This is a genomic window from Streptomyces sp. NPDC059695 (assembly GCF_042733785.1).
Classification (GTDB): domain Bacteria; phylum Actinomycetota; class Actinomycetes; order Streptomycetales; family Streptomycetaceae; genus Streptomyces.
Genome location: NZ_JBHWFF010000005.1, coordinates 157696 through 182150, shown reverse-complemented (window position 1 = coordinate 182150; position 24455 = coordinate 157696). Strand labels below are relative to the sequence as shown.

General features: G+C 71.8%; 22 protein-coding genes. 8 read left to right on the top strand and 14 right to left on the bottom strand.

The features are described 5' to 3' along the window. Positions 1–5 precede the first annotated feature (5 nt). The 6 genes from ACFV2S_RS08740 to ACFV2S_RS08715 form a co-directional block, all read right to left on the bottom strand. A complete protein-coding gene (locus ACFV2S_RS08740) occupies positions 6–1274 on the bottom strand; it encodes a cysteine desulfurase (RefSeq protein WP_385555530.1) in 1269 nt (422 codons plus the stop codon). Next, positions 1271–2035, bottom strand: coding sequence for a Fe-S cluster assembly ATPase SufC (gene sufC, locus ACFV2S_RS08735; RefSeq protein ID WP_033208829.1), 765 nt, complete (start codon positions 2033–2035; stop codon positions 1271–1273). Before sufC ends, ACFV2S_RS08740 begins: the two co-directional genes overlap by 4 nt. 7 nt (positions 2036–2042) lie before the next feature. Beyond that, the gene (locus tag ACFV2S_RS08730; RefSeq protein ID WP_030692512.1) at positions 2043–2360 is read right to left on the bottom strand and encodes a bifunctional 3-phenylpropionate/cinnamic acid dioxygenase ferredoxin subunit; all 318 of its coding nucleotides are present in this window, start codon (positions 2358–2360) and stop codon (positions 2043–2045) included. Next, the gene (gene sufD / locus ACFV2S_RS08725; RefSeq protein ID WP_189802416.1) at positions 2360–3541 is read right to left on the bottom strand and encodes a Fe-S cluster assembly protein SufD; all 1182 of its coding nucleotides are present in this window, start codon (positions 3539–3541) and stop codon (positions 2360–2362) included. The genes ACFV2S_RS08730 and sufD overlap by 1 nt, the downstream gene beginning before the upstream one ends. A gap of 165 nt (positions 3542–3706) precedes the next feature. After that, on the bottom strand, positions 3707–5122 hold the full coding sequence (gene sufB, locus ACFV2S_RS08720) for a Fe-S cluster assembly protein SufB (RefSeq protein WP_385555528.1): 1416 nt from the start codon (positions 5120–5122) through the stop codon (positions 3707–3709). Beyond that, entirely contained in the window at positions 5119–5844 is a 726-nt protein-coding gene (locus tag ACFV2S_RS08715; RefSeq protein ID WP_385555526.1) for a helix-turn-helix transcriptional regulator, read from the bottom strand. The genes sufB and ACFV2S_RS08715 overlap by 4 nt, the downstream gene beginning before the upstream one ends. Positions 5845–6014: 170 nt before the next feature. Here ACFV2S_RS08715 and ACFV2S_RS08710 point away from each other — a divergent pair, with 170 nt between their 5' ends. The 3 genes from ACFV2S_RS08710 to ACFV2S_RS08700 all read left to right on the top strand — a co-directional run bounded on the left by ACFV2S_RS08710 (position 6015) and on the right by ACFV2S_RS08700 (position 8744). Next, positions 6015–6950: an ABC transporter ATP-binding protein gene (locus tag ACFV2S_RS08710; RefSeq protein WP_383792930.1), complete on the top strand. Its 936-nt coding sequence runs from the start codon at positions 6015–6017 to the stop codon at positions 6948–6950. Continuing rightward, positions 6947–7711 (top strand): ABC transporter permease, encoded by a 765-nt coding sequence (locus tag ACFV2S_RS08705; protein WP_385555524.1) that lies wholly within the window; start codon positions 6947–6949, stop codon positions 7709–7711. Before ACFV2S_RS08710 ends, ACFV2S_RS08705 begins: the two co-directional genes overlap by 4 nt. A gap of 64 nt (positions 7712–7775) precedes the next feature. Further along, positions 7776–8744 (top strand): heme A synthase, encoded by a 969-nt coding sequence (locus tag ACFV2S_RS08700; protein WP_383792936.1) that lies wholly within the window; start codon positions 7776–7778, stop codon positions 8742–8744. Positions 8745–8813: 69 nt separating this feature from the next. Here the strand turns inward: ACFV2S_RS08700 and ACFV2S_RS08695 are convergent, their stop codons facing one another. The 4 genes from ACFV2S_RS08695 to ACFV2S_RS08680 form a co-directional block, all read right to left on the bottom strand. Beyond that, complete coding sequence (locus ACFV2S_RS08695) at positions 8814–9722, bottom strand: immunity 49 family protein (RefSeq protein ID WP_385555523.1); 909 nt, start codon at positions 9720–9722, stop codon at positions 8814–8816. A 72-nt stretch (positions 9723–9794) separates the two neighbouring features. Next, the gene (locus ACFV2S_RS08690) at positions 9795–10898 is read right to left on the bottom strand and encodes an amidohydrolase (RefSeq protein WP_385555522.1); all 1104 of its coding nucleotides are present in this window, start codon (positions 10896–10898) and stop codon (positions 9795–9797) included. A gap of 70 nt (positions 10899–10968) precedes the next feature. After that, positions 10969–11289, bottom strand: coding sequence for a hypothetical protein (locus tag ACFV2S_RS08685; protein WP_385555521.1), 321 nt, complete (start codon positions 11287–11289; stop codon positions 10969–10971). Positions 11290–11394: 105 nt separating this feature from the next. Beyond that, positions 11395–12342 carry a heme o synthase gene (locus tag ACFV2S_RS08680; protein WP_385555519.1) on the bottom strand — a complete coding sequence of 316 codons (948 nt, stop codon included), beginning with the start codon at positions 12340–12342 and terminating at the stop codon, positions 11395–11397. 348 nt (positions 12343–12690) lie between these two features. On the opposite strand from ACFV2S_RS08680, the gene tkt reads away from it, so the two are divergent. The 5 genes from tkt to pgl are packed head-to-tail and all read left to right on the top strand — an operon-like array spanning position 12691 to position 19332. Next, positions 12691–14778, top strand: coding sequence for a transketolase (tkt, locus tag ACFV2S_RS08675; protein ID WP_385555517.1), 2088 nt, complete (start codon positions 12691–12693; stop codon positions 14776–14778). 36 nt (positions 14779–14814) lie between these two features. Further along, on the top strand, positions 14815–15933 hold the full coding sequence (gene tal, locus ACFV2S_RS08670; protein ID WP_385555515.1) for a transaldolase: 1119 nt from the start codon (positions 14815–14817) through the stop codon (positions 15931–15933). Between the two features lie 5 nt (positions 15934–15938). Beyond that, a complete protein-coding gene (gene zwf, locus ACFV2S_RS08665; protein WP_385555513.1) occupies positions 15939–17471 on the top strand; it encodes a glucose-6-phosphate dehydrogenase in 1533 nt (510 codons plus the stop codon). Continuing rightward, positions 17468–18553, top strand: coding sequence for a glucose-6-phosphate dehydrogenase assembly protein OpcA (opcA, locus tag ACFV2S_RS08660; protein ID WP_385555511.1), 1086 nt, complete (start codon positions 17468–17470; stop codon positions 18551–18553). The genes zwf and opcA overlap by 4 nt, the downstream gene beginning before the upstream one ends. Further along, positions 18550–19332 carry a 6-phosphogluconolactonase gene (gene pgl / locus ACFV2S_RS08655; protein ID WP_385555509.1) on the top strand — a complete coding sequence of 261 codons (783 nt, stop codon included), beginning with the start codon at positions 18550–18552 and terminating at the stop codon, positions 19330–19332. The genes opcA and pgl overlap by 4 nt, the downstream gene beginning before the upstream one ends. Positions 19333–19354: 22 nt before the next feature. Here pgl and ACFV2S_RS08650 read toward each other — a convergent pair whose 3' ends face one another. The 4 genes from ACFV2S_RS08650 to ACFV2S_RS08635 are packed head-to-tail and all read right to left on the bottom strand — an operon-like array spanning position 19355 to position 24302. Next, positions 19355–20872, bottom strand: coding sequence for a PH domain-containing protein (locus tag ACFV2S_RS08650; RefSeq protein ID WP_385555507.1), 1518 nt, complete (start codon positions 20870–20872; stop codon positions 19355–19357). After that, a complete protein-coding gene (locus tag ACFV2S_RS08645; protein WP_385555505.1) occupies positions 20869–21369 on the bottom strand; it encodes a PH domain-containing protein in 501 nt (166 codons plus the stop codon). Before ACFV2S_RS08645 ends, ACFV2S_RS08650 begins: the two co-directional genes overlap by 4 nt. Positions 21370–21373: 4 nt before the next feature. Further along, complete coding sequence (pgi, locus tag ACFV2S_RS08640) at positions 21374–23035, bottom strand: glucose-6-phosphate isomerase (RefSeq protein ID WP_385555503.1); 1662 nt, start codon at positions 23033–23035, stop codon at positions 21374–21376. A 49-nt stretch (positions 23036–23084) separates the two neighbouring features. Further along, positions 23085–24302, bottom strand: a complete 1218-nt coding sequence (locus ACFV2S_RS08635; protein ID WP_385555501.1) for an MFS transporter — start codon at positions 24300–24302, stop codon at positions 23085–23087. Positions 24303–24455 lie beyond the last annotated feature (153 nt).

Genomic DNA, 24455 nt, shown 5'->3' with positions numbered 1-24455 from the left:
GTCCCCTAGCCGAAGAAGTTCCGTACGTGCTCCAGACCCGCGACCAGGGCGTCGACCTCGGCCGGGGTGGAGTACAGATAGAACGACGCCCGCGTGGTCGCGGGAATTCCGTACCGCAGGCAGACCGGCCGCGCGCAGTGGTGGCCGACCCGGACGGCGATGCCCTCCTCGTCGAGGACCTGGCCCACGTCGTGCGGGTGGATGTCGCCCAGCGTGAAGGAGATCGCCGCGCCGCGGTCCTCGGCCGTGGTGGGGCCGATGATCCGCAGGTCGGGCACCTCCTGGAGGCGCCGGACGGCGTACTCGGTGATCGCGTGCTCGTGGCGCGCGATGTTCTCCATGCCGATCGCCGACAGGTAGTCCACGGCCGCGCCGAGGCCGACGGCCTGGGCGATCGGGGGCGTACCCGCCTCGAACTTGTGCGGAGCGGGCGCGTACGTCGAGGAGTGCATCGAGACGGTCTCGATCATCTCGCCGCCGCCGAGGAAGGGCGGGAGGTCCTCCAGGAGCTCCTGCCGTCCCCACAGCACGCCGATGCCGGTCGGGCCGCACATCTTGTGACCGGTGAAGGCCACGAAGTCGGCCTGGAGCGCCTGCACGTCCAGGACCATGTGCGGGGCCGCCTGGGAGGCGTCGATGCAGACGAGCGCACCGACCTCCTGGGCGCGGCGGATGATGGTCTCCACCGGGTTGACCGTGCCCAGCAGGTTCGAGACCAGCGTGAACGAGACGATCTTGGTCTTCTCGGTGATGACCTCTTCGATGTTCGAGAGGTCGAGACGGCCGTCGTCGGTGAGGCCGAACCACTTCAGCTTCGCGCCCGTGCGCTGCGAGAGCAGCTGCCACGGCACGATGTTGGAGTGGTGCTCCATCTCCGTGATGGCGATCTCGGTCTCGTGGTCCACGCGGTAGGGCTCGTCGGCCCAGCCCAGCATGTTAGCCACGAGGTTGAGCGACTCGGAGGCGTTCTTGGTGAAGATCACCTCGTCGCGGCTCGGCGCGTTGATGAAGGCCGCGACCTTGTCACGGGCGCCTTCGTAGAGCGCCGTCGCCTCCTCGGCGACCGTGTACACGCCGCGGTGGACGTTGGCGTTGTGACGCTCGTAGTACTCGTTGAGCGCGTCGAGGACCTGCCGCGGCTTCTGCGAGGTCGCCGCGGAGTCGAGGTACACGATCTTCTTGCCGTCGTGGACCACGCGATCCAGGAGCGGGAAGTCCTTGCGGATCGCCTCGGTGTCGAGGAGGCCGGAGAGCCCCAGATGGGCAGAAGTCACGCGGACGCGCCACCCTTCACGTACTTGTCGTAGCCCTCGTTCTCCAGCTGGTCGGCGAGCTCGGCGCCGCCGGACTCGGCGATGCGGCCGTTCGCGAAGACGTGCACGAAGTCGGGCTTGATGTAGCGCAGGATGCGCGTGTAGTGGGTGATCAGCAGGGTGCCGACCTCACCGGTCTCGCGGACGCGGTTGACGCCCTCGGAGACGATGCGCAGCGCGTCGACGTCGAGGCCGGAGTCGGTCTCGTCGAGGATCGCGATCCTCGGCTTGAGGAGCTCCAGCTGGAGGATCTCGTGGCGCTTCTTCTCACCGCCGGAGAAGCCCTCGTTGACGTTGCGCTCGGCGAAGGCCGGGTCCATCTGGAGCTGCTCCATCGCGGACTTGACCTCCTTCACCCAGGTGCGCAGCTTGGGCGCCTCGCCGCGGACGGCGGTGGCGGAGGTGCGCAGGAAGTTGGAGACCGAGACGCCGGGGACCTCGACCGGGTACTGCATGGCCAGGAAGACGCCGGCGCGGGCGCGCTCGTCGACCGACATCTCCAGGACGTCCTCACCGTCGAGGGTGACGGTGCCGCCGGTGACCGTGTACTTCGGGTGGCCGGCGAGGGAGTACGCCAGGGTCGACTTGCCGGAGCCGTTGGGGCCCATGACGGCGTGGGTCTCGCCCTGCTTGATGGTCAGGTCGACGCCCTTGAGGATCTCGCGGGGGCCGTTCTCCGCCTCGACGGAGACGTGCAGGTCGTGGATTTCAAGCGTAGCCATGGGTGACTCAGGACTCCTGGGTGACGGAGACGAGCACATCGTCCCCTTCGATCTTTACGGGGTATACGGGGACGGGGCGCGTCGCGGGAAGGCCGGAGGGCTTGCCGGTGCGCAGGTCGAAGCTGGAGCCGTGCAGCCAGCACTCGATCGCGCAGTCCTCGACCTCGCCCTCCGAGAGGGAGACGTTCGCGTGCGAGCAGATGTCGTTGATCGCGTACACCTCGCCCTCGGTGTGCACGACCGACACCGGCGTGCCGTCGACCTCGACCCGCTTCGGGGTGTCGGCCTCCAGCTCGCTCAGTGCGCAGACTCGGACGAAGGCCATCAGACGGAGGCCTCCAGCTCCGCCTCGATCTTGGCGAGGAGCCGCTCCTGGACGTCCGGCAGACCGATCTGCTGGACGAGCTCCGCGAAGAAGCCGCGGACGACGAGGCGACGGGCCTCGGACTCCGGGATGCCGCGGGCCATCAGGTAGAAGAGCTGCTCGTCGTCGAAGCGCCCGGTGGCCGAGGCGTGACCGGCGCCGGCGATCTCGCCGGTCTCGATCTCCAGGTTCGGCACGGAGTCGACCCGGGCACCGTCCGTGAGGACCAGGTTCCGGTTGAGCTCGTACGTGTCGGTGCCCTCGGCGGCGGCCTGGATGAGCACGTCGCCGATCCAGACGGCGTGCGCGTCCTGGCCCTGCAGCGCGCCCTTGTAGGCCACGTTGGACTTGCAGTGCGGGGTGTTGTGGTCGACCAGGAGGCGGTGCTCCTGGTGCTGGCCGGCGTCGGTGAAGTACAGGCCGAAGAGCTCGGCCTCGCCGCCGGGGGCCGCGTACTGCACCCGCGGGTGGATGCGGACGACGTCGCCGCCGAAGGTGACGACGACCGACTTGAAGGAGGCGTCCCGGCCGACCAGCGCGTTGTGCTGGGCGACGTGGACGGCCTTCTCGTCCCAGTCCTGGACGGAGACGACGGTCAGCTTGGCGCCGTCGCCGAGGACGTAGTCCACGTTGGCGGCGAGCACGGCGTCGCCGGTGTGGTCGATGACCACGACGGCCTCGGCGAAGGCGCCGAGCTCGATCACCTGGTGGCCGAAGGCGACACCGCCCTGGCCGTGCACGGAGATGCGGATCGGCTCGGTGAGCACCGCCTCCTTGGCGACGGTGACGACCGCGGCCTTCTCGAAGGAGGAGTACGCCTGGGCGGCGACGCGGTCGACGGGAGTGCCGGCCTTGCCGAGGCGCTCGTCGTCACGGCCGACGGTCTCCACGGTGACGCCCTCGGGGGCCTCGACCTCGACCTTGACGCCCTCGCCGGACGCGACGGCGGTTCCGTCGTGGAGGCCGCGCAGGCGCGCCAGCGGGGTGAACCGCCATTCCTCCTCGCGGCCGTGCGGGACCGGGAAGTCCGCGACGTCGAAGGACGGGGGCGCGCTCATGCGCGTGGCGACGGTGGACTCGGCGGCCACCGCGATCGAGCCGGCGGTGGTGGAGCCCGCCGGGATGTTCTGAGCCTCAGCCATGGCTGTCGTCTTGCTCTCTTCCTGCCTCGTCTTACGGGCCCGCCCCGTGCGGAGGGCCGGTCCGGCCGGGCGCCCTGGGGCGCCGGCCGGGGACCTGCCGTCGTGCGGCGGGCTCGCGGGGCTCAGCGACTGAGCCCGGGTCGTTTGCCTGGTCTGCGGGGCGCTCTAGCCCACCGAGCCTTCCATCTGGAGCTCGATCAGCCGGTTGAGCTCCAGGGCGTACTCCATCGGGAGCTCCTTGGCGATGGGCTCGACGAAGCCGCGGACGATCATCGCCATGGCCTCGAACTCGGTGAGGCCGCGGCTCATCAGGTAGAAGAGCTGGTCCTCGGAGACCTTGGAGACGGTGGCCTCGTGGCCCATGGAGACGTCGTCCTCGCGCACGTCCACGTAGGGGTACGTGTCGGAGCGGGAGATCGTGTCGACGAGCAGCGCGTCGCAGAGCACGTTGGACTTGGCGCCCGGGGCACCCTCGCCGATCTCGATGAGACCGCGGTAGGAGGTGCGGCCGCCGCCTCGCGCCACCGACTTGGAGACGATGTTGGAGGAGGTGTTCGGGGCCATGTGGACCATCTTGGCGCCGGCGTCCTGGTGCTGGCCCTCGCCCGCGAAGGCGATGGACAGGGTCTCGCCCTTGGCGTGCTCGCCCATGAGGTAGACGGCCGGGTACTTCATGGTGACCTTGGAGCCGATGTTGCCGTCGACCCACTCCATGGTGGCGCCCTCGTAGGCGACGGCGCGCTTGGTCACCAGGTTGTAGACGTTGTTCGACCAGTTCTGGATGGTCGTGTAGCGGCAGCGGCCGCCCTTCTTCACGATGATCTCGACGACCGCGGAGTGCAGCGAGTCGGAGGAGTAGATCGGGGCGGTGCAGCCCTCGACGTAGTGGACGTAGGCGTCCTCGTCGACGATGATCAGCGTCCGCTCGAACTGGCCCATGTTCTCCGTGTTGATGCGGAAGTAGGCCTGGAGCGGGATCTCGACGTGCACGCCCTTCGGCACGTAGATGAACGAGCCGCCGGACCAGACGGCCGTGTTCAGGGAGGCGAACTTGTTGTCGCCGACCGGGATGACGGTGCCGAAGTACTCCTTGAAGAGCTCCTCGTGCTCCTTCAGCGCGGTGTCGGTGTCGACGAAGATGACGCCCTGCTCCTCCAGGTCCTCGCGGATCTGGTGGTAGACGACCTCGGACTCGTACTGGGCGGCGACACCGGCGACGAGGCGCTGCTTCTCCGCCTCCGGGATGCCGAGCTTGTCGTACGTGTTCTTGATGTCCTCCGGCAGGTCCTCCCAGGACTCGGCCTGCTTCTCGGTGGACCGCACGAAGTACTTGATGTTGTCGAAGTCGATGCCGGAGAGGTCGGAGCCCCAGGTCGGCATGGGCTTCTTGCCGAAGAGGCGCAGACCCTTGAGACGCAGCTTGAGCATCCACTCGGGCTCGTTCTTCTTCGAGGAGATGTCGCGGACGACGTCCTCGTTCAGTCCGCGCTTGGCGGTGGCACCGGCCGCGTCGGAGTCGGCCCAGCCGTACTCGTACCGACCCAGGCCCTCGAGCTCGGGGTGGCTGATCTCGGTGGTCATGCGGGGTTCCTCCCGGCCGTGCTTACGGATGCTGATTCGGTGGTCTGTGGGGCGCTGTGCGGGATGAACGTGGTGCAGACGCCGTCACCATGCGCGATGGTGGCCAGACGCTGGACGTGCGTTCCCAAGAGGCGGGAGAAGAATTCCGTCTCCGCCTCGCACAGCTGGGGGTACTGCTCGGCGACGTGGGCCACCGGGCAGTGATGCTGGCAGAGCTGCTCGCCGACCGGCGCGTTCCGCGCAGTGGCAGCGTACCCGTCCGCCGTGAGGGCCTTGGCCAGCGCCTCGGTCCGCTGGGCGGGCTCGGCCGACTCGACGGCCTCGCGGTACGCCCCGGCCTGGGCCTCGATCCGGTCGCGGGCGAAGGCAGCGACGGCCGCCTCCCCTCCGGCGTTGCGCTCGATCCAGCGGAGTGCCTCGACGGCGAGGGAGTCGTACGACTGGTCGAAGGCGTCCCGGCCGCAGTCGGTGAGCGCGAAGACCTTCGCGGGGCGGCCGCGGGCGCGGGTCCCGTAGACGCGCTTCTCGCGGGCCTCGACGACGTTCTCGGCGACCAGCGAGTCGAGGTGGCGGCGGACGGCCGCCTGGGTGAGGCGGAGCCGTCCGGCCAGATCGGCGACGGTCGAGGGCCCGTGATCCAGGATCGACCGCGCGACCCGGTTGCGCGTGGAACGCTCTCGGGTCGCGAGTTCCTCCACCGGAGCCGCGCCAACGTTTTTCACAACGCCATTGTTGCGTAATTAATCGGGGAGTGACAAGCGGCGTCCTGACCGGTGGCGATGTCGTGCGTCACTCAGGTAAGGCTTACCTGACCTGCGAAAACGATCATTGGTGGGATGAATTCCCCGCCCCGCGCACCGGGTCCCCCCGCACCCTCTCTAGACTTCCCGGCATGTCAAACGAGTCCGTCGGCAGCGTCGTCGAGGTACGTGGCCTGCTGAAGCGGTACGGGAACAAGACCGCCGTCGACGGCCTCGACCTCGATGTGCGCGCGGGCACCGTCACCGCCGTCCTCGGCCCCAACGGGGCCGGCAAGACCACGACCGTCGAGACCTGCGAGGGCTACCGCAGGCCCGACGCCGGGACCGTCCGCGTCCTCGGCCTCGACCCGGTCGCCGACGCCGAGGCCCTGCGCCCCAGGATCGGCGTGATGCTCCAGTCCGGCGGCGTCTACTCCGGCGCCCGCGCCGACGAGATGCTCCGCCACATGGCGAAGCTGCACGCCCACCCCCTGGACGTGGACGCCCTGATCGAACGGCTCGGCCTCGGCTCCTGCGGCCGTACCGCCTACCGGCGGCTCTCCGGCGGCCAGCAGCAGCGCCTCGCGCTCGCCATGGCCGTCGTCGGCCGCCCCGAGCTGGTCTTCCTCGACGAGCCCACGGCCGGACTCGACCCGCAGGCCCGCCGCGCCACCTGGGAGCTGGTCCGCGAGCTGCGCGCCGACGGCGCGACCGTGGTCCTCACCACCCACTTCATGCAGGAGGCGGAGGAGCTCGCCGACGACGTCGCGATCATCGACGCCGGCCGGGTCGCCGCCCAGGGCAGCCCCGAGGAGCTCTGCCGCGGCGGCGCCGAGAACACCCTGCGCTTCACCGGCCGCCCCGGCCTCGACCTGGGCTCCCTGCTCAAGGCGCTGCCGGACGGCTCGGCCGCCGCGGAACCGCTCCCCGGCACGTACCGGATCACCGGCACCGTCGACCCCCAGCTGCTCGCCACGGTCACCACCTGGTGCGCCCAGCACGGCGTCATGCCCGACGGCATCTCCGTCGAACGCCACACCCTCGAAGACGTCTTCCTCGAACTGACCGGCAAGGAGCTGCGCGGATGAGCACCGGTACGTACGCGCCGAAGCCGGGGGCCGCCCCCGTCGGGCGGATGATCACCGCGCAGACCGCCCTGGAGACCAGGATGCTGCTGCGCAACGGCGAGCAGCTGCTCCTGACCGTGATCATCCCCTCGCTGCTCCTGGTGCTCTTCTCCACCGTGGACGTCGTCGACACCGGCGACGGCAAGGCGGTCGACTTCCTCGCCCCCGGCGTCCTCGCGCTCGCCGTGCTGTCCACGGCCTTCACCGGCCAGGCCATCGCGACCGGCTTCGAGCGGCGGTACGGGGTGCTCAAGCGCCTCGGCGCCTCGCCGCTGCCCCGCTGGGCCCTCATGACCGCCAAGACGCTCTCCGTCCTGGTCACCGAGGTCCTGCAGGTCCTCCTCCTGACGGCGATCGCCCTGGCCCTGGGCTGGTCCCCGCACGGCAACCCGCTGTCCGTCCTGCTGCTCCTGGTCCTGGGCACGGCCGCCTTCTCCGGGCTCGGCCTGCTCATGGCCGGCACCCTGAAGGCCGAGGCCACCCTGGCCGCCGCGAACCTGGTCTTCCTGCTGCTCCTGGTGGGCGGCGGGGTCATCGTCCCGCTGGAGAAGTTCGGCGCCGCGGGCGACGTGCTCGCGCTGCTGCCGATCTCGGCGCTCTCCGACGGCCTGCGCGACGTCCTGCGGGACGGGGCCTCGATGCCGTGGGGCGACGCGGCGATCCTGGCGGTCTGGGCGGTGCTGGGCCTCGGCGCGGCGGCGAAGTTCTTCCGCTGGGAGTAACCGTAAGGTTCCGTTCCGCCATATACGCCCCCCTCGTGAAAGCGCGCACAAGCACCGCCCTACGATAGGGCCCGTGCAGACCCCCCTCGCCTCCATCGCCCAGCGCTGGACCCCGTCCCCCCGGACGCTCCGGCGCGCCGCGCTCGCCGCCGTCGTGATGAGCGTGCTCATCATCGTCACGGGCGGCGCGGTCCGGCTGACCGGTTCCGGTCTCGGCTGCGACACCTGGCCGAAGTGCACGGACGACAGCCTCATCGTGACGCCCGAGCAGGGCTACCGGGGCGCGATCGAGTTCGGCAACCGGATGCTGACGTACGTCCTGTCGGCCGCCGTCGGCTGGGCGATCGTCGCCGCCCGCTCCACCAAGCCGTGGCGGCGCGGGCTCACCCGGCTCGCCTGGGCCCAGTTCTGGATCGTGATGAGCAACGCCGTCATCGGCGGCATCACGGTGTGGATGGGCCTCAACCCGTGGACCGTCGCCGGCCACTTCCTCGCCGCGAACTCCCTGCTCACGGTCGCCGTCATCACCTGGCACCGCACCGGCGAGGGCGACACCGCCCCCCGGCCGCGGGTGCCCCGCCCGGTCCGCAAGCTGTCCTGGGCGATCACGATCGTCTCCGCCCTGCTCATCGTGCTCGGCACGACGGTGACCGGCGCCGGCAAGCACGCCGGCGACAGCAGCGACGTCCCGCGCATGCCGTGGGACTGGACGGACGCCGCGCACATCCACGCGATCGCCGCCTGGGTCGTCTGCGCCCTGGCGCTCGCCATGTGGCTGGTCCTGCGCGTGGTCGACGCCCCGGACGACACCCGCGCCCGCGCCCGGGACCTGCTGATCGTGCTGCTCGCGCAGGGGGCCATCGGCTACGTCCAGTACTTCACCGGCGTCCCCGAGCTCCTGGTCGCCGCCCACATGCTCGGCTCCTCGCTGATGTGGATCGCGGTCCTGCGCCTGGCCCTGAGCCTGCGCGAGCGCCCGGTCCCGACCCCGGAGATCCCGGCCCAGACCGACCCCGAGCTCGCGAACGCCTGAGACGCGCGCGGACCGGTGTCCGCGACCGCCCGGGCCCCCGCCCTCGCGCGGGGGCCCGGGCGCTTCCGGCTAGACGCCGACGGGTCGGCGGCCCAGCGCCTCGGGCAGGTAGCCGGACCGGACGCCCGGCTCCCAGCCGTGCGCCAGGTGCGCGAGCGCGGCCAGCGCCACGGCGCCCGCCGGCAGCAGGGTCCTCGGCTCCGGATCGGCTCCGACGCTCGCGCGGTGCTCCTCCAGCCGGTCCGCGAGCGCCTGCTCGAACGCCTCGCGGTCGTCGTCGAGCAGCACGCGCAGCAGCCGCTGGTCGGGGCCGAGCGCACCGGCCCCGTCGAGCGCCCGCGCCGCGCCCGCCCGCTCCTCCGCGTCGGGCCGGCGCACCGGGACGGGCCCGGGCACGGCGCCGGGGTACGGCCCGCTCTCGACGGCCAGGTACGCGCACAGCGCGTCCATCTCGGCGAGGTCGGCGGGCTCCGAGACCGAGTCGAACCGCGAGTAGGGCACTCCGGAGCGGATCGCGGGGGCGTAGTCCTCCCGGAGCAGCGGGCCGATCACCCGGCGCCGCTCCCAGATCAGCCCGCTGATCAGGCAGAGCGCGAACGCCTCGGTCCACGTCCGCGCGGTGGGCACCCGGTGTCCCCGGTCCCAGCCCTCGTCGAAGAGCTGGTCGTCGCTGGACAGCGTTTCGTCGGCGAGGGGCAGCGGGAGGTCCCAGTCGCCGTCGGGGAAGCATCCGATGCCCAGCACGCCGAGCGCGCACTCGGCGGCGGTGACCAGCGCCGTCCGCGAGGGGTCCGCGCCGAGCGCCGGGTCCTCGGAGGTGCGCGCTCCGACGTGGTCGAGGAGCACGTCGCGCAGCTCTCCCACCCTCGACAGCGCCATGCCCCCGTAGCGGAGGTCGTGCCAGCGGTCGAAGGTCTTCCCCCGGGCGTCCTCCAGCGCCCGCTCGATCCTCGTCGCGTCGACCTGGTGTCGCTGCACTTCCCGCACGCTTCGCTCCCCGTGATCCGTTCGATTCCGCCATGAACGCTACCAACGGGGACTGACAGCGGGTCAGGTCAGCCGGTAGACCCGTCGCGCGTTTCCCGCCGCGATCAGCGCGGCCACCCGCTGCGCGTCCGTACGGGACCAGGCGCCGTCCGTCACCCACTCCCCGAGCACCCGGGTGAGCGCCGCGCGGAAGGCGCCGGCCGCGACCGCGTGGAGCTCGGGCAGGCCCCGGGCGCCGCTGGAGAAGAGCAGCTTCCCGAAGGGCGCCCGTTCGAGGACCTCGGCGAGGACGGCCGCCGCCCGGGCGCCCGTGTGGGCCAGGACGGGGCCGAGGTCGGCGTACACGTGCGGATGGAGTCCGGTCAGGTGCGCCGCCGCCCGGTGGTGCGGATAGGTGTGCAGCAGGACGAGGTCGGCGCCGAGGCCCGCGGTGGCCGCGGCGAAGTCGGCGAGGACGGCCGGGTCCCGGTCGCCGGTGTGCAGCTGCAGGGGGCGCCCGGCGGTGACCGCGATCCACAGCAGGTGGCGCAGCAGGACGGGGTCGGTGAGCGGGCCGCCGGGCGGGCGGGCGGCCAGCCAGCGCCCCGCGGCGCCGCGCACCTCTCCCGGGCCGGGCGGCCCGGGCGCGCTCGCGAGCCCCTGGCGGACGCCTTCGGCAGAGGCGAGGGCCACGGCTCCGGCGGCCGCCGTGTGGACGGCCTCGGCGAGGTGGGCGAGGAAGGCCTCGACGGAGCCCGAGCTGTCGGCGACCTGTTCGGCGAGGCGTTCGAGGCGGACGATCTCGTGGGCCGCGGCGGCGCCCGCGGCGCCGAGCTCGGCGGGGGGCGTGAGGTCGCCGGGGAGCCCGGTGTCGACCAGATAGGTGGAGATCCCGGAGGCCCGGAGCAGCCGGCGGCCGGCCTCGGCGGCACCGAGTTCCCTGCGGCGGGCGAGGTAGCGGGCGGGCGGGCAGTGCGGTTCCAGGCCGAGGAGCGGCGGGCACCAGCGGCGCACGGCGAAGCCGGTCTGGGTGTCGAAGAAGGTGGTGCCGGCGGCGGGCAGCACCGCGGCCCCGCCGGGGCGGGCGCTCAGATGGGCGCCGAGGTGGGCCTCGAAGGTGCCGAGGCCGAGCTCCGTACGGAGCACCCCGTGGCAGTGCTGGTCCACCAGGTCCGGCGTGTCGATCATCTCGGGGGGCTCCCTGTGTGGACGTGTCTCCACACGTCCTAACGGGTGAGCCCCGCGCGAGGTTGTTGCCTCAGCCCTTGGAGGAGCCGCCGATCTGGATACCGGCCATCCGGGTCCACTCGTACGGACCGGTGGCGACCTTGGCGGCGAACTCGCCGTCGAACTCCTCGTGGAGGGTCAGGCCGGCCTTCTCGGCGGCCTGCTGCGCGACCGCGTACGTCGGCGCGACGAGGTCGCCCCAGCCGCCGTCCGTGCCGACCAGGACGATCCGGGTGCCCGCCTGGCCGATGTGCGCGAGGTGTCCCTCGGCGCCGTCGTGCGCCTTGGAGAAGGCCCGGATCTCCTTGGCGAGCCTGGCCGCCCTGCGCTCTTCCTGCTTCGTTTCTGCCATGACACGGATGCTACCGAGGGGTAGTTCCACTGGCGACGGCCGGGCCACGTGGGACAGCCCACACGGCCCGGCCGTCGGCCGTGCGCGATCGGATGAGCGCTCGGCTCAGCGCAGGAAGGGGTCCACGGCGACCGCCACGAAGAGCAGCGAGACGTAGGTGATGGACCAGTGGAAGAGGCGCATCTCCTTGAGCTTGGCGCCCGTCACCTCGGCCTTGGCGCGGTTGAGGAGCGCGTGCGCCTCCCAGAGCCACCAGCCGCCGGTCACCAGGGCCACGGCGGTGTAGAACCAGCCGGTGTAGCCCAGGGGGGTGAGCAGCAGGGAGACGGCGACCATGACCCAGCTGTAGAGCACGATCTGCTTGGCGACGACCTTGTTGGAGGCGAGCACCGGAAGCATGGGCACGCCCGCGCGTGCGTAGTCGTCCTTCACCTTCATCGACAGCGGCCAGTAGTGCGGCGGCGTCCAGAAGAAGATGACGAGGAAGAGGATGACCGCGGCCCACGACATCGAGTTCGTGACGGCCGACCAGCCGATGAGCACCGGCAGGCAGCCGGCGATGCCGCCCCAGACGATGTTCTGCGCGGTGCGCCGCTTGAGGATCATCGTGTAGACGACCACGTAGAAGAGGAGCGCGCCGAGCGAGAGGGCGGCGGACAGCCAGTTGACCAGCAGGCCGAACCACAGCGTGGAGACCACCGCGAGGGTGAGTCCGAAGACCAGTCCCTCCCGCGGGGTGAGCACGCCGGTGACGAGCGGGCGCTGCGAGGTGCGGTCCATCAGCGCGTCGATGTCGCGGTCGATGTACATGTTCAGCGCGTTCGCGCCGCCCGCGGAGAGGTAGCCGCCGAAGCAGGTGGCGAGCACCAGCCACAGGTCGGGCACGCCCTGCTCGGCGAGGAACATCACCGGAACGGTCGTGATGAGCAGCAGCTCGATGATCCGCGGCTTGGTCAGCGCCACGAATGCCTTGACGCGGGCCCCGAACGGCCGATGGCCCCCCGGGCTGGGAGTCAAGACGACCCCTGCGGGTCGGGACTCGACGGCCGTCACGCACACCCCTGACAGAGAAATTCCCAGCAAGCTCCCCGCGTGAAGAAGGGGTAAAGCTTGCGCGTACCACGCCACTGTAGACGTTGCCCAGACGCCGATCTTCGCGGGGGTGGGGTCGTGTTGGTGCGGTACGTCCCAAGGGGTGGACACGGTTCGGGGGCGGCTGCGGACCCGGCTCGGGAGGCGAACTCCCACGACCACCGGCACTCTTGCTGTGTCCTTTCATTTCTCCGCTCATTTGAGGGGCATGAACACGAAAAGAGGGGCGTTCCGCGGGGGTAGGCTCGACAACGCCGGTACACCCTCAGTCACCGGCTACAGACATGTGGAGAGGAGCCCTGACCCAGGGTGAGCACTAAGCCGACCACCACAGACCTCGAGTGGACCGAGTTGGACCAGCGGGCTGTCGACACCGCCCGCATCCTGGCCGCGGACGCCGTACAGAAGGTCGGCAACGGCCATCCCGGTACGGCGATGAGCCTGGCGCCCGCCGCGTACACCCTCTTCCAGAAGGTGATGCGGCACGACCCGGCGGACCCCGAGTGGGTCGGGCGCGACCGGTTCGTCCTCTCCGCGGGACACTCGTCCCTGACCCTCTACACCCAGCTGTACCTGGGTGGCTTCGGTCTTGAGCTGGACGACCTGAAGGCGTTCCGTACCTGGGGCTCGAAGACCCCCGGCCACCCGGAGTACGGCCACACCGCCGCCGTCGAGACGACCACGGGCCCGCTGGGCCAGGGCGTCGCCAACGCCGTGGGCATGGCGATGGCGGCCCGCTACGAGCGCGGTCTGTTCGACCCGGAGGCCGCGACCGGCGCCTCGCCGTTCGATCACCGGATCTACGTGATCGCCGGTGACGGCTGCCTGCAGGAGGGCATCTCCGCGGAGGCCTCCTCGCTCGCCGGCCACCAGAAGCTCGGCAACCTGATCCTGCTGTGGGACGACAACCACATCTCGATCGAGGGCGACACCGAGACGGCCGTGTCCGAGGACACGATGAAGCGGTACGAGGCGTACGGCTGGCACGTCCAGCGCGTCGAGCCGCAGTCGAACGGCGACCTGGACCCGGCCGCCCTGTACGCGGCGGTCAAGGCCGCCGAGGCGGAGACCGAGCGCCCGTCGTTCATCGCGATGCGCTCGATCATCGCCTGGCCCGCCCCGAACGCGCAGAACACCGAGGCCGCGCACGGCTCGGCGCTCGGCGACGAGGAGATCGCGGCCACCAAGCGCGTCCTGGGCTTCGACCCGGAGCGGACCTTCGAGGTCGGCGACGAGGTCATCGCGCACACCCGCGCGCTGGGCGACCGCGGCCGCGAGGCCCGCGCCGCGTGGGAGAAGCAGCTCGCCGAGTGGCGTACGGCCAACCCGGAGCGCGCGGCCGAGTTCGACCGCATCCAGGCGAACGAGCTGCCGGCCGGCTGGGCCGAGAAGCTCCCGGTCTTCGAGGCGGGCAAGGGCGTCGCCACCCGTGCCGCCTCCGGCCAGGTCCTCAAGGCGCTCGGCGCGGTCGTCCCGGAGCTGTGGGGCGGCTCGGCCGACCTCGCCGGCTCGAACAACACGACGATCGACAAGGACTCGTCGTTCCTGCCCGAGGGCAACCCGCTGCCGGAGGCCGACCCGTACGGCCGCACGATCCACTTCGGCATCCGCGAGCACTCCATGGCCGCGGAGATGAACGGCATCGCGCTGCACGGCAACACGCGCGTCTACGGCGGCACCTTCCTGGTGTTCTCCGACTACATGCGCAACGCGGTGCGTCTCTCCGCGCTGATGCACCTGCCCGTGACGTACGTCTGGACCCACGACTCGATCGGTCTGGGCGAGGACGGCCCGACGCACCAGCCGGTGGAGCACCTCGCCTCGCTGCGCGCGATCCCGGGTCTCAACGTGGTCCGTCCGGCCGACGCCAACGAGACGGCGATCGCCTGGCGCGAGATCATGCAGCGTCACACGAAGGTGTTCGGCAAGGGTGCCCCGCACGGCCTCGCGCTGACCCGCCAGGGCGTGCCCACGTACGCGCCGAACGAGGACACGGTCAAGGGCGGCTACGTGCTGTTCGAGGCCGAGGGCGGCTCCCCCGAGGTCGTGCTGATCGCCACGGGTTCCGAGGTGCACCTGGCCGTCGAGGCCCGCGAGCAGCTCCAGGCCGAGGGCGTCCCGACCCGTGTGGTCTCGATGCCGTCCGTGGAGTGGTTCGAGGAGCAGGACCAGGCGTACAAGGACTCGGTCCTGCCGCCGTCGGTCAGGGCCCGGGTCGCGGTCGAGGCCGGCATCGGTCTCACCTGGCACAAGTACGTCGGCGACGCCGGCCGGATCGTCTCCCTGGAGCACTTCGGCGCCTCGGCGGACGCGAAGGTCCTCTTCCGCGAGTTCGGTTTCACGCCGGAGGCGATCGCCGCCGCCGCGCGGGAATCCGTGGCCGCCGCCGCGCGCTGACGCCCATACGTACGACTTATTGGAGATGCAATTCTCATGACAGACGCTCTCAAGCGCCTCTCCGACGAAGGCGTCGCGATCTGGCTGGACGACCTCTCGCGCAAGCGGATCACGTCCGGCAACCTGGCCGAGCTCATCGACCAGAGCCACGTGGTCGGTGTGACGACGAACCCGTCGATCTTCCAGAAGGCCATCTCCTCGGGTGACGGTTACGAGCAGCAGCTCGTCGACCTCGCCGCCCGCAAGGTGACCGTCGACGAGGCCATCCGCATGATCACGACGGCGGACGTCCGTGACGCCGCCGACATCCTGCGGCCGGTCTTCGACGCGACGGACGGCCAGGACGGCCGGGTCTCCATCGAGGTCGACCCCCGTCTCGCCCACGAGACGGCCGCCACCATCGCCGAGGCCAAGCAGCTGGCCTGGCTGGTGGACCGCCCCAACACCCTGATCAAGATCCCGGCCACCCGGGCGGGCCTGCCGGCGATCACCGAGGTCATCGGCCTCGGCATCAGCGTCAACGTGACGCTGATCTTCTCGCTGGAGCGCTACCGCGCGGTCATGGACGCCTACCTGGCGGGTCTGGAGAAGGCCCGCGAGCGCGGCCTCGACCTCTCCAAGATCCACTCGGTGGCCTCGTTCTTCGTCTCCCGCGTGGACTCGGAGATCGACAAGCGCCTGGACGGCATCGGCACCGACGAGGCCAAGGCGCTCAAGGGCAAGGCCGCCCTGGCCAACGCCCGTCTGGCCTACGAGGCCTTCGAGGAGGTCTTCTCCTCGGAGCGCTGGGCCGCCCTCGACAAGGCGCAGGCCAACAAGCAGCGTCCGCTGTGGGCCTCGACCGGCGTCAAGGACCCGGCGTACAAGGACACCCTGTACGTCGTGGACCTGGTCGCCCCGGGCACGGTCAACACCATGCCGGAGGCGACCCTGGAGGCCACCGCCGACCACGGCGAGGTCGCCGGCGACACCATCCGCGGCACCTACGACCAGTCGCGGGCCGAGCTGGCCGCCGTCGAGAAGCTGGGCATCAGCTACGACGACGTCGTCCAGCTCCTGGAGGACGAGGGCGTCGAGAAGTTCGAGGCGTCCTGGAACGACCTGCTCAAGTCCACCGAGGCGGAGCTGGCGCGCCGCGGATCTTCGGAGGCGTAAGCACTTTGAGCGCAGTCCACGGAGCCAACCCGCTCCGTGACGCCGCAGACCGACGGCTCCCGCGCATCGCGGGGCCGTCGGGTCTGGTGATCTTCGGCGTCACGGGCGATTTGTCCCGTAAGAAGCTGATGCCTGCCGTCTACGACCTGGCCAACCGCGGCCTGCTGCCGCCGGGCTTCTCGCTCGTCGGCTTCGCCCGCCGCGAATGGGCGGACGAGGACTTCGCGCAGGAGGTCTACGAGGCCGTCAAGCAGCACGCGCGCACCCCCTTCCGCGAGGAGGTGTGGCAGCAGCTGATCCAGGGCATGCGGTTCGTCCAGGGCGACTTCGACGACGACACGGCCTTCGAGCAGCTCAAGACGACGATCGAGGAGCTCGACAAGGCACAGGGCACGGGCGGCAACTTCGCCTTCTACCTGTCCGTGCCGCCGAAGTTCTTCCCGCTGGTCGTCCAGCAGCTCAAGAAGCACGGCCTCGCGGACCAGAAGGACAACTCCTGGCGCCGCGCGGTCATCGAGAAGCCCTTCGGCCACGACCTGGTCTCCGCCAAGGAGCTCAACGAGGTCGTCCACGAGGTCTTCCCGCCCGAGGCGGTCTTCCGGATCGACCACTACCTCGGCAAGGAGACCGTCCAGAACATCCTGGCGCTCCGCTTCGCCAACACCCTCTTCGAGCCGATCTGGAACCGTTCGTACGTCGACCACGTGCAGATCACCATGGCCGAGGACATCGGCATCGGCGGCCGCGCCGGCTACTACGACGGCATCGGCGCCGCCCGTGACGTCATCCAGAACCACCTGCTCCAGCTGCTCGCACTGACCGCCATGGAGGAGCCCGCCTCCTTCGACGCCGACGCGCTGGCCGCCGAGAAGACCAAGGTCCTCGGCGCGGTGAAGCTGCCCAAGGACCTGGGCGAGTCCACGGTCCGCGGCCAGTACGCGGCCGGGTGGCAGGGCGGCGCGAAGGCCGTCGGCTACCTGGAGGAGGACGGCATCGACCCCCGGTCGAAGACCGACACCTACGCGGCGGTCAAGCTGGAGATCGACAACCGCCGCTGGGCGGGCGTCCCGTTCTACCTGCGGACCGGCAAGCGCCTGGGCCGCCGCGTCACCGAGATCGCGGTCGTCTTCCAGCGCGCCCCGCACTCCCCCTTCGACCACACCGCGACCGAGGAGCTCGGCCGCAACGCCATCGTGATCCGGGTCCAGCCGGACGAGGGCGTGACGGTGCGGTTCGGCTCCAAGGTGCCCGGCACCCAGATGGAGATCCGGGACGTGTCGATGGACTTCGCGTACGGCGAGTCCTTCACGGAGTCGAGCCCCGAGGCGTACGAGCGGCTCATCCTGGACGTCCTGCTCGGCGACTCCAACCTCTTCCCGCGCGTCGAGGAGGTCGAGCTGTCCTGGAAGATCCTCGACCCGATCGAGCAGTTCTGGGACACGCACGGCACGCCCGCGCAGTACCAGTCCGGGACCTGGGGTCCGGTCGAGGCGGACGAGATGCTCGCACGAGACGGCAGGAGCTGGCGCCGGCCATGAAGACCGACCTGACGGACACCACGTCCTCCAAGATCAACAAGGCGCTGGTGCTCGGGCGGCGGGCGATCGGCACGCCGGCCGTCGGCATGGTGCTCACCCTCGTGATCGTCACCGACGAGGAGAACGCCTACGACGCGCTGAAGGCGGCCAACGAGGCGTCCCGCGAGCACCCCTCGCGGACCCTCGTCGTCATCAAGAGGGTCTCGCGCTCCCCGCGGGACCGTGCCACGGCGCGGCTCGACGCCGAGGTCCGCCTCGGCGCCGACGCCAGCACCGGCGAGACGGTGGTGCTCCGGCTGTACGGCGAGGTCGTCGACCACGCCCAGTCGGTGGTGCTGCCCCTGCTCCTCCCCGACGCCCCCGTCGTCGTCTGGTGGCCGGTGAACGCGCCGTCCGACCCGGCGAACGACCCGCTGGGCGCGCTCGCCCAGCGCCGGGTGACCGACACGTACGCCGCCGAGCAGCCCATCCACGAGCTGACCGCGCGCGCGGACGCGTACACCCCGGGCGACACGGACCTCTCGTGGACCCGGATCACCCCGTGGCGTTCGATGCTGGCCGCCGCGCTCGACCAGGTCGTGTGCGAGGTCACCTCCGCCGAGGTGGAGGGCGAGGAGTTCAACCCCAGCGTCGAGCTGCTCGCGATGTGGCTGGCGGACCGGCTGAAGGTGCCGGTGCGGCGCTCGAAGTCGGCGGGGCCCGGTCTGACCTCCGTACGGATGGAGACCAGCTCGGGGCCGATCGTCCTCGACCGGCCGGACGGCTCGCTCGCGACGCTCTCCATAGAGGGGCAGCCCGACCGTGCGGTGGCGCTCAAGCGCCGCGAGACGGCCGAGCTGATCGCGGAGGAGCTGCGCCGGCTCGACCCGGACGACACCTACGCGACGGCGCTCAGGTTCGGCCTGGAGCGGCTCGACGAGAAGGCCGCGACCACCGCTCCCGAGCCGGCCGGTCCCGCGGCCGTGACGGAGACCGTCGCCGTCGAGGAGACCGTCGCCGTCGAGGAGACGGTCGTCGAGGACGCCCCCGCGGCCAAGCCCGCGGCGAAGAAGTCCCCGGCCAAGAAGGCGGCGGCCAAGTGAGCACCCCCCAGCTGGTCGTCCACCGCGACAAGGAGCTGATGGCCCAGGCCGCCGCGGCCCGGCTCATCACCCGGATCGTGGACGCCCAGGCCGCCCGGGGCTCCGCCTCGGTCGTGCTGACCGGCGGCCGCAACGGCAACGGCCTGCTCGCGGCGCTCGGTTCGGCACCCGCGCGGGACGCGGTCGACTGGTCGCGGCTCGACCTGTGGTGGGGCGACGAGCGGTTCCTGCCCGAGGGCGACCCCGAGCGGAACGTCACCCAGGCCCGTGCGGCGCTGCTCGACCGGGTGCCGCTCGACCCGGCCCGGGTGCACGCCATGCCGGCCTCGGACGGGCCGTACGGCTCCGACGTCGACGCCGCCGCGGCCGCGTACGCGCAGGAGCTGGCCGCCGCCGCGGGTCCCGGCGACCACGGCGGGGTGCCGACGTTCGACGTGCTGATGCTGGGCGTCGGCCCGGACACGCACGTGGCCTCGCTCTTCCCCGAGCTGCCGGCGGTCCGCGAGACCGAGCGGACGGTGGTCGGGGTGCACGGCGCGCCGAAGCCGCCGCCGGTCCGCGTCTCGCTCACGCTCCCGGCGATCCGGGCGGCGAAGGAGGTCTGGCTGCTCGCGGCCGGTGAGGACAAGGCGAAGGCCGCGGCGATCGCGCTCTCGGGCGCGGGCGAGGTGCAGGCCCCGGCGGCCGGCGCCTACGGCCGCTCGCGGACGCTGTGGCTGCTCGACGCGGCGGCCGCGTCGGAGCTGCCGCGGAGCCTGTATCCGCCGGCCTCGGCCTGACGTACCCGTCCGGAGGCCCGGTTCACCGCTCGGTGAGCCGGGCCTCCGGCGTGTGTACGGGTTCCAGGAAGGGCGCCAGGAGCCCGGGGACGGCCTCGGCGGCGAAGGTCAGGCCCTGGCTCTCGCCGGCGTCGAGGATGTCGTACGCGCCCTCGCCCGCCGCCGTGGTCGCGGTGACGGTCAGGATGCCGGCGCGGCGCTGGAAGTACGACCGCTTGACCGTCCAGCCGATGACGCCGGAGCGCTGGAGGGCGACCGTCGTCCGCCGGACCGTACCCGAACGGGTGACCAGCCAGGCGCCGCTGACGCCGTGTCCGAGTCCGCGGTACGCGTCGAGGGCGAAGAGCACGGCGACCGGGGTGAGGACGAGGGCGCAGCCGGCCGCCACGTACAGCAGGACCGGCGTGAGGAGCGCGCCGAGCACGGCGAGGAGCGCGGCGGGCCCCAGGACGCTCCACAGGGCCCAGCGCAGCCGCCGGGTGCGGGCGGCCCGGGGGTGGGTGGCGAGCGGTGTCCCGGTCGGGGGCTCCGGCTCGCCCAGGACCCGGGCGGCGACCCGCTCGGCGTGCTCGCGGGGGACGGCCGGCAGCAGGTTCTTCAGATCGCCGTGCTTGTCGTCGTCGTCCTGGGCGAGGCCGGTGGCGACGGCGTCGACGCGCGCGGCCCCGAACAGGCGCGCCCCGAGCGGCTCGACGAGCTCGATCCCGCGCAGCCTGCGCTCCTCCAGCGTGACCGAGCGGGCGGTGAACAGGCCGCGGCGGACGCGGAGCGTTCCCCCGGGCTCGCGCTCCAGGCGGTAGTTCCACCACATCTCGACCCAGAGGCCGAGGGCGCCGACCGCGCCCGCAGCGGTGGCGATCAGGAGCAGGTCGAGGATCATCCAGGTCACCGAGACGCCCTGGAAGCGGTCCCCTATCCAGTCGATGACCTTCCCCTGGGCACCGAACCAGTCGCTGACCTGCATGACGGCCCCGGCGGCGGCGCCGCCGAGCGCGGGGGCGACGAAGGAGACCGGGGCGTAGCGGATCCAGCGCGGGTCGAGGGTGGCCAGGGCGCTGTCGTCGCCGGTGTCCCCGGGGGACGGGGCGCGGGCGAGGAGCTCCTGGCGGAGTCGTTCGCCCTCGGCGCGGGTGACCAGGTCGAGGGCGAGGGTGGACTCGCCGCCGGTGTGCTCGCCGGTGCCGATGCGGACCTTGACCAGGCCGAGGACGCGCTGCAGCGGGTTGGCGGTGAGGTCGACGCTGCGGATCCGCTCACGGGCGAGGGAACGGCGCTTGAGCAGCAGGAGCCCGGTGTGGAGGTCGACCCGCTCGGGGCCGACGCGGTAGCGGGTGCGGCGCAGCCGGACCCAGTCGGCGGCGGTCCCGGCGAGGACGAGCAGGGCGGCACCGGCGAGGACCCAGGCGACGGCCTGCCACAGGGGCCTGCCCCCGGCGAGGCCGGCGACCGCCGGGAGTGCCGCGCCGCCGGCCACGCCGCAGAGGACGGCGGCACCGGCGAGCAGGGTGCGCGGGTCGAGCCGCCGCCACTCCTCGCTCATGTGGCGTCCCCGGGGGTGGCCCGGGTGAGGAGGGTGAGCCGCTCGGCGAGTGCGGCGGCCCGTTCGTGGTCGAGGCCCTCGATGCGGATCGCGCCCCTGGCGGAGGCGGTGGTGACGGTGACGGTGGCGAGCCGGAAGGCCTGCTCCAGCGGTCCCCGCACGGTGTCGACGGTCTGGATCCGGGACATCGGGGCGATCCGCCACTCCTGCCAGAGGGCCCCGGTGCGCACGTAGACGGCCTCGTCGGTGACCTCCCAGCGGTGCACCCGGAACCACCAGGCGGGGAGGAACGCGGTGCAGGCGAGGCCCAGGGCGGCCACGGCCCCGGCCGAGAGCAGCAGCCAGGACCGCGCGGGCCCGATCAGCGCGCCGAGCACGGCCAGGACCGTCACCGGGACGGCGGTGGTCACGAGCAGCCGGACCCGCCACCAGGTGACGGCCCGCTCGTCGACGGCGTTCCTGGGCGGCCGGAGCCGCACCGCGTTCTCCCCCGTCATGCGACTACCGTCCGCGCAGCGAGCGGTAGGCCGAGACGAGCGCGGCGGTGGAGCTGTCGAGCTGCTCGGCCCCCTCGCCCTCCGTCAGGACGGGCTCGATCCTCTTGGCGAGGACCTTGCCGAGCTCGACGCCCCACTGGTCGAAGGAGTCGATGTTCCAGACGGCGCCCTGGACGAACACCTTGTGCTCGTAGAGCGCGATCAGCTGGCCGAGGACGGACGGGGTGAGGGCCTCCGCGAGGATCGTGGTGGTCGGGTGGTTGCCCTGGAACGTCTTGTGCGGGACGAGCTCCTCGGCGACGCCCTCGGCCCGGACCTCCTCGGGCGTCTTGCCGAAGGCCAGCGCCTGGGTCTGGGCGAAGAAGTTGGCCATGAGCAGGTCGTGCTGGGCGACGAGGCCGGGCAGCAGGTCGTCGACGGGGCGGGCGAAGCCGATGAAGTCGGCCGGGATGACCTTGGTGCCCTGGTGGATCAACTGGTAGTAGGCGTGCTGCCCGTTGGTTCCGGGGGTGCCCCAGACGACGGGCCCGGTCTGCCAGTCGACGCGCTCGCCCTGGCGGTCCACCGACTTGCCGTTGGACTCCATGTCGAGCTGCTGGAGGTAGGCGGTGAACTTGGACAGGTAGTGGGAGTACGGCAGGACGGCGTGCGACTGGGCGTCGAAGAAGGCGCCGTACCAGACGCCGAGGAGGCCGAGGAGCAGCGGGGCGTTCTCCTCGGGCGGGGCGGTGCGGAAGTGCTCGTCGACGAGGTGGAAGCCGTCGAGCATCTCCCGGAAGCGGTCCGGGCCGATGGCGATCATCAGGGAGAGGCCGATGGCGGAGTCGAAGGAGTAGCGGCCGCCGACCCAGTCCCAGAACTCGAACATGTTGGCGGTGTCGATGCCGAACTCCTCGACCTTCTCGGCGTTGGTCGAGAGGGCCGTGAAGTGCCGGGCGACGGCCTCCTGGCCGGCTCCGAGACCGGCGAGGAGCCAGTCGCGGGCGGAGGTGGCGTTGGTGATCGTCTCGATGGTGGTGAAGGTCTTCGAGGCGACGATGAACAGCGTCTCGGCGGGGTCGAGGTCGCGGACGGCCTCGTGGAGGTCGGCGCCGTCGACGTTGGAGACGAAACGGACCGTCAGGTCCCGCCGGGTGAAGGAGCGCAGGACCTCGTAGGCCATGGCCGGGCCGAGGTCGGAGCCGCCGATGCCGATGTTCACGATGTTCTTGACCGGCTTGCCGGTGTGGCCGGTCCACTCGCCCGAGCGGACCTTGTCGGCGAAGGCACCCATCCGGTCGAGGACGGCGTGGACGCCGGGGACGACGTTCTCCCCGTCGACCTCGATCACGGCCCCGCGGGGGGCGCGCAGCGCGGTGTGGAGGACCGCCCGGTCCTCGGTGGTGTTGATCTTCTCGCCGCGGAACATGGCGTCACGAAGCTCGGCGACGCCGGTGACGGCGGCGAGTTCGCGCAGCAGGGTCAGCGTCTCGTCGGTGACGAGGTGCTTGGAGTGGTCCAGGAGGAGGTCGCCGACGCGCAGGGTGTGGCGGGTGCCCCGCTCGGGGTCGGCGGCGAACAGTTCGCGCAGATGGGTGTCGCCCAGCTGCTCACGGTGCTTGGCGAGAGCCGCCCACTCGGGCAGCCGGTTGAGCCTGGTACGGCCTTCGCTGGTCATCTCGGACATCGCCCATTCCTTCTCAATACTGCTTGTCTGCCCCGCTGCACCCCCAAACCTAATTGATCAGAGGGGCCAGCGACGCGACGGCGAGCGCGAACAGCGCCGCCGCGAGGAGGGCCGGTGTGTGCGGCCCGAGCCCGGCGGCCGCCGCGCCGCCGAGCAGGGCCCCGAGCGGGGCGCCCGCCACGGCGAGGGTGCGGAAGGCCGCGGCGATCCGGCCGAGCATCCCGTCGGGTGCGCGCTCCTGCATGAGGGTCGTCTGCTGGACGTTCCACACCGTCCCCATGAAGCCGAACACCGCCATGGCCCCGACCGATACCGCGAGGACGGGCACCGCGCCCATCAGGACCAGGCAGCCGGTCTGGACGGTCCCGGCGAGGAACACGGCGCGGATCCGTCCGGTCCGCTCCGCGATCCGCCGGGCGAGGAAGCCGCCGGCGACGGCGCCCAGCGCGTACCCGGTGATCGTGGCGGCGTATCCGGCGTTCCCCGCGCGCAGGCCCTCGGTGACGTGGACGACGAGCGTGGCGATGAGCGCCCCCATGCCGACGTTGCAGAGGGTGGTGGCGGTGCAGAGCCGTCTCAGGTGCCGGTCCGCCCGCAGGACGGCCAGTCCCTGGGCCATCTCCCTGCGGAGGGTCGAGCCGGCCGGGCGGGGCGGGCGCCCGGGCGCTCCGGTCCGCAGGGACGCGATGAGGAGCGCGGCCAGGACGTACGTGGCGGCGTCGGCCGCGTACGGGACGGCGGGCCCGGCGAGGAGCAGGAGCGGCACCGCGGGTCCGGCGAGGAGGCCGCCGGCGAGCTGCTGGCCGGTCATCAGACGGGCGTTGGCCGCGGCGAGGGTGTCGGCGGGGACGAGGGCGGGCAGCAGGGCCGTCGCCGCGTTGTCGAAGAGGGTCTGCAGGGTGGTGAGGGCGAAGGCCAGGACGAGCAGCAGGGCGATCGTGGCGTGCCCGAGGGCGACGGCCGCGGCGAAGGCGGCCACGAGTCCGCCGCGGACGACGTCGACCGCCCACATGGCGCGCCGCTGGTCGACGCGGTCGGCGACGGCCCCGCCGAGGAGCCCGAAGAGCAGCCAGGGCAGGAAGCCGCAGGCGGTGACGGAGGCGATGAGGAAGGGGTCGTCGGTGAGCGAGGCGGCGAGCAGCGGCAGCGCGGCCGTGCGCAGCGAGTCGCCGAACCGGGAGACCACGGCGGCCGTCCACAGCCGTCCGAAGCCGCCCCGCCACGCGGGCGCGGCCCTCGTACCGCCCACTGCCTCCGTCGTCGCCACGGCGCCCCCTCGGTCGATCACGTCCGCGACCGACGGTAGAGGACGCCACTGACAACGGAACGCACGAACGGGGCGTTGCCCCCCCCCCCCGGAGCCGGGCCCGCCCGGCGGGGGACACCGCCACACCCCGGGCAGAGAAAACCCCCCCCCCGT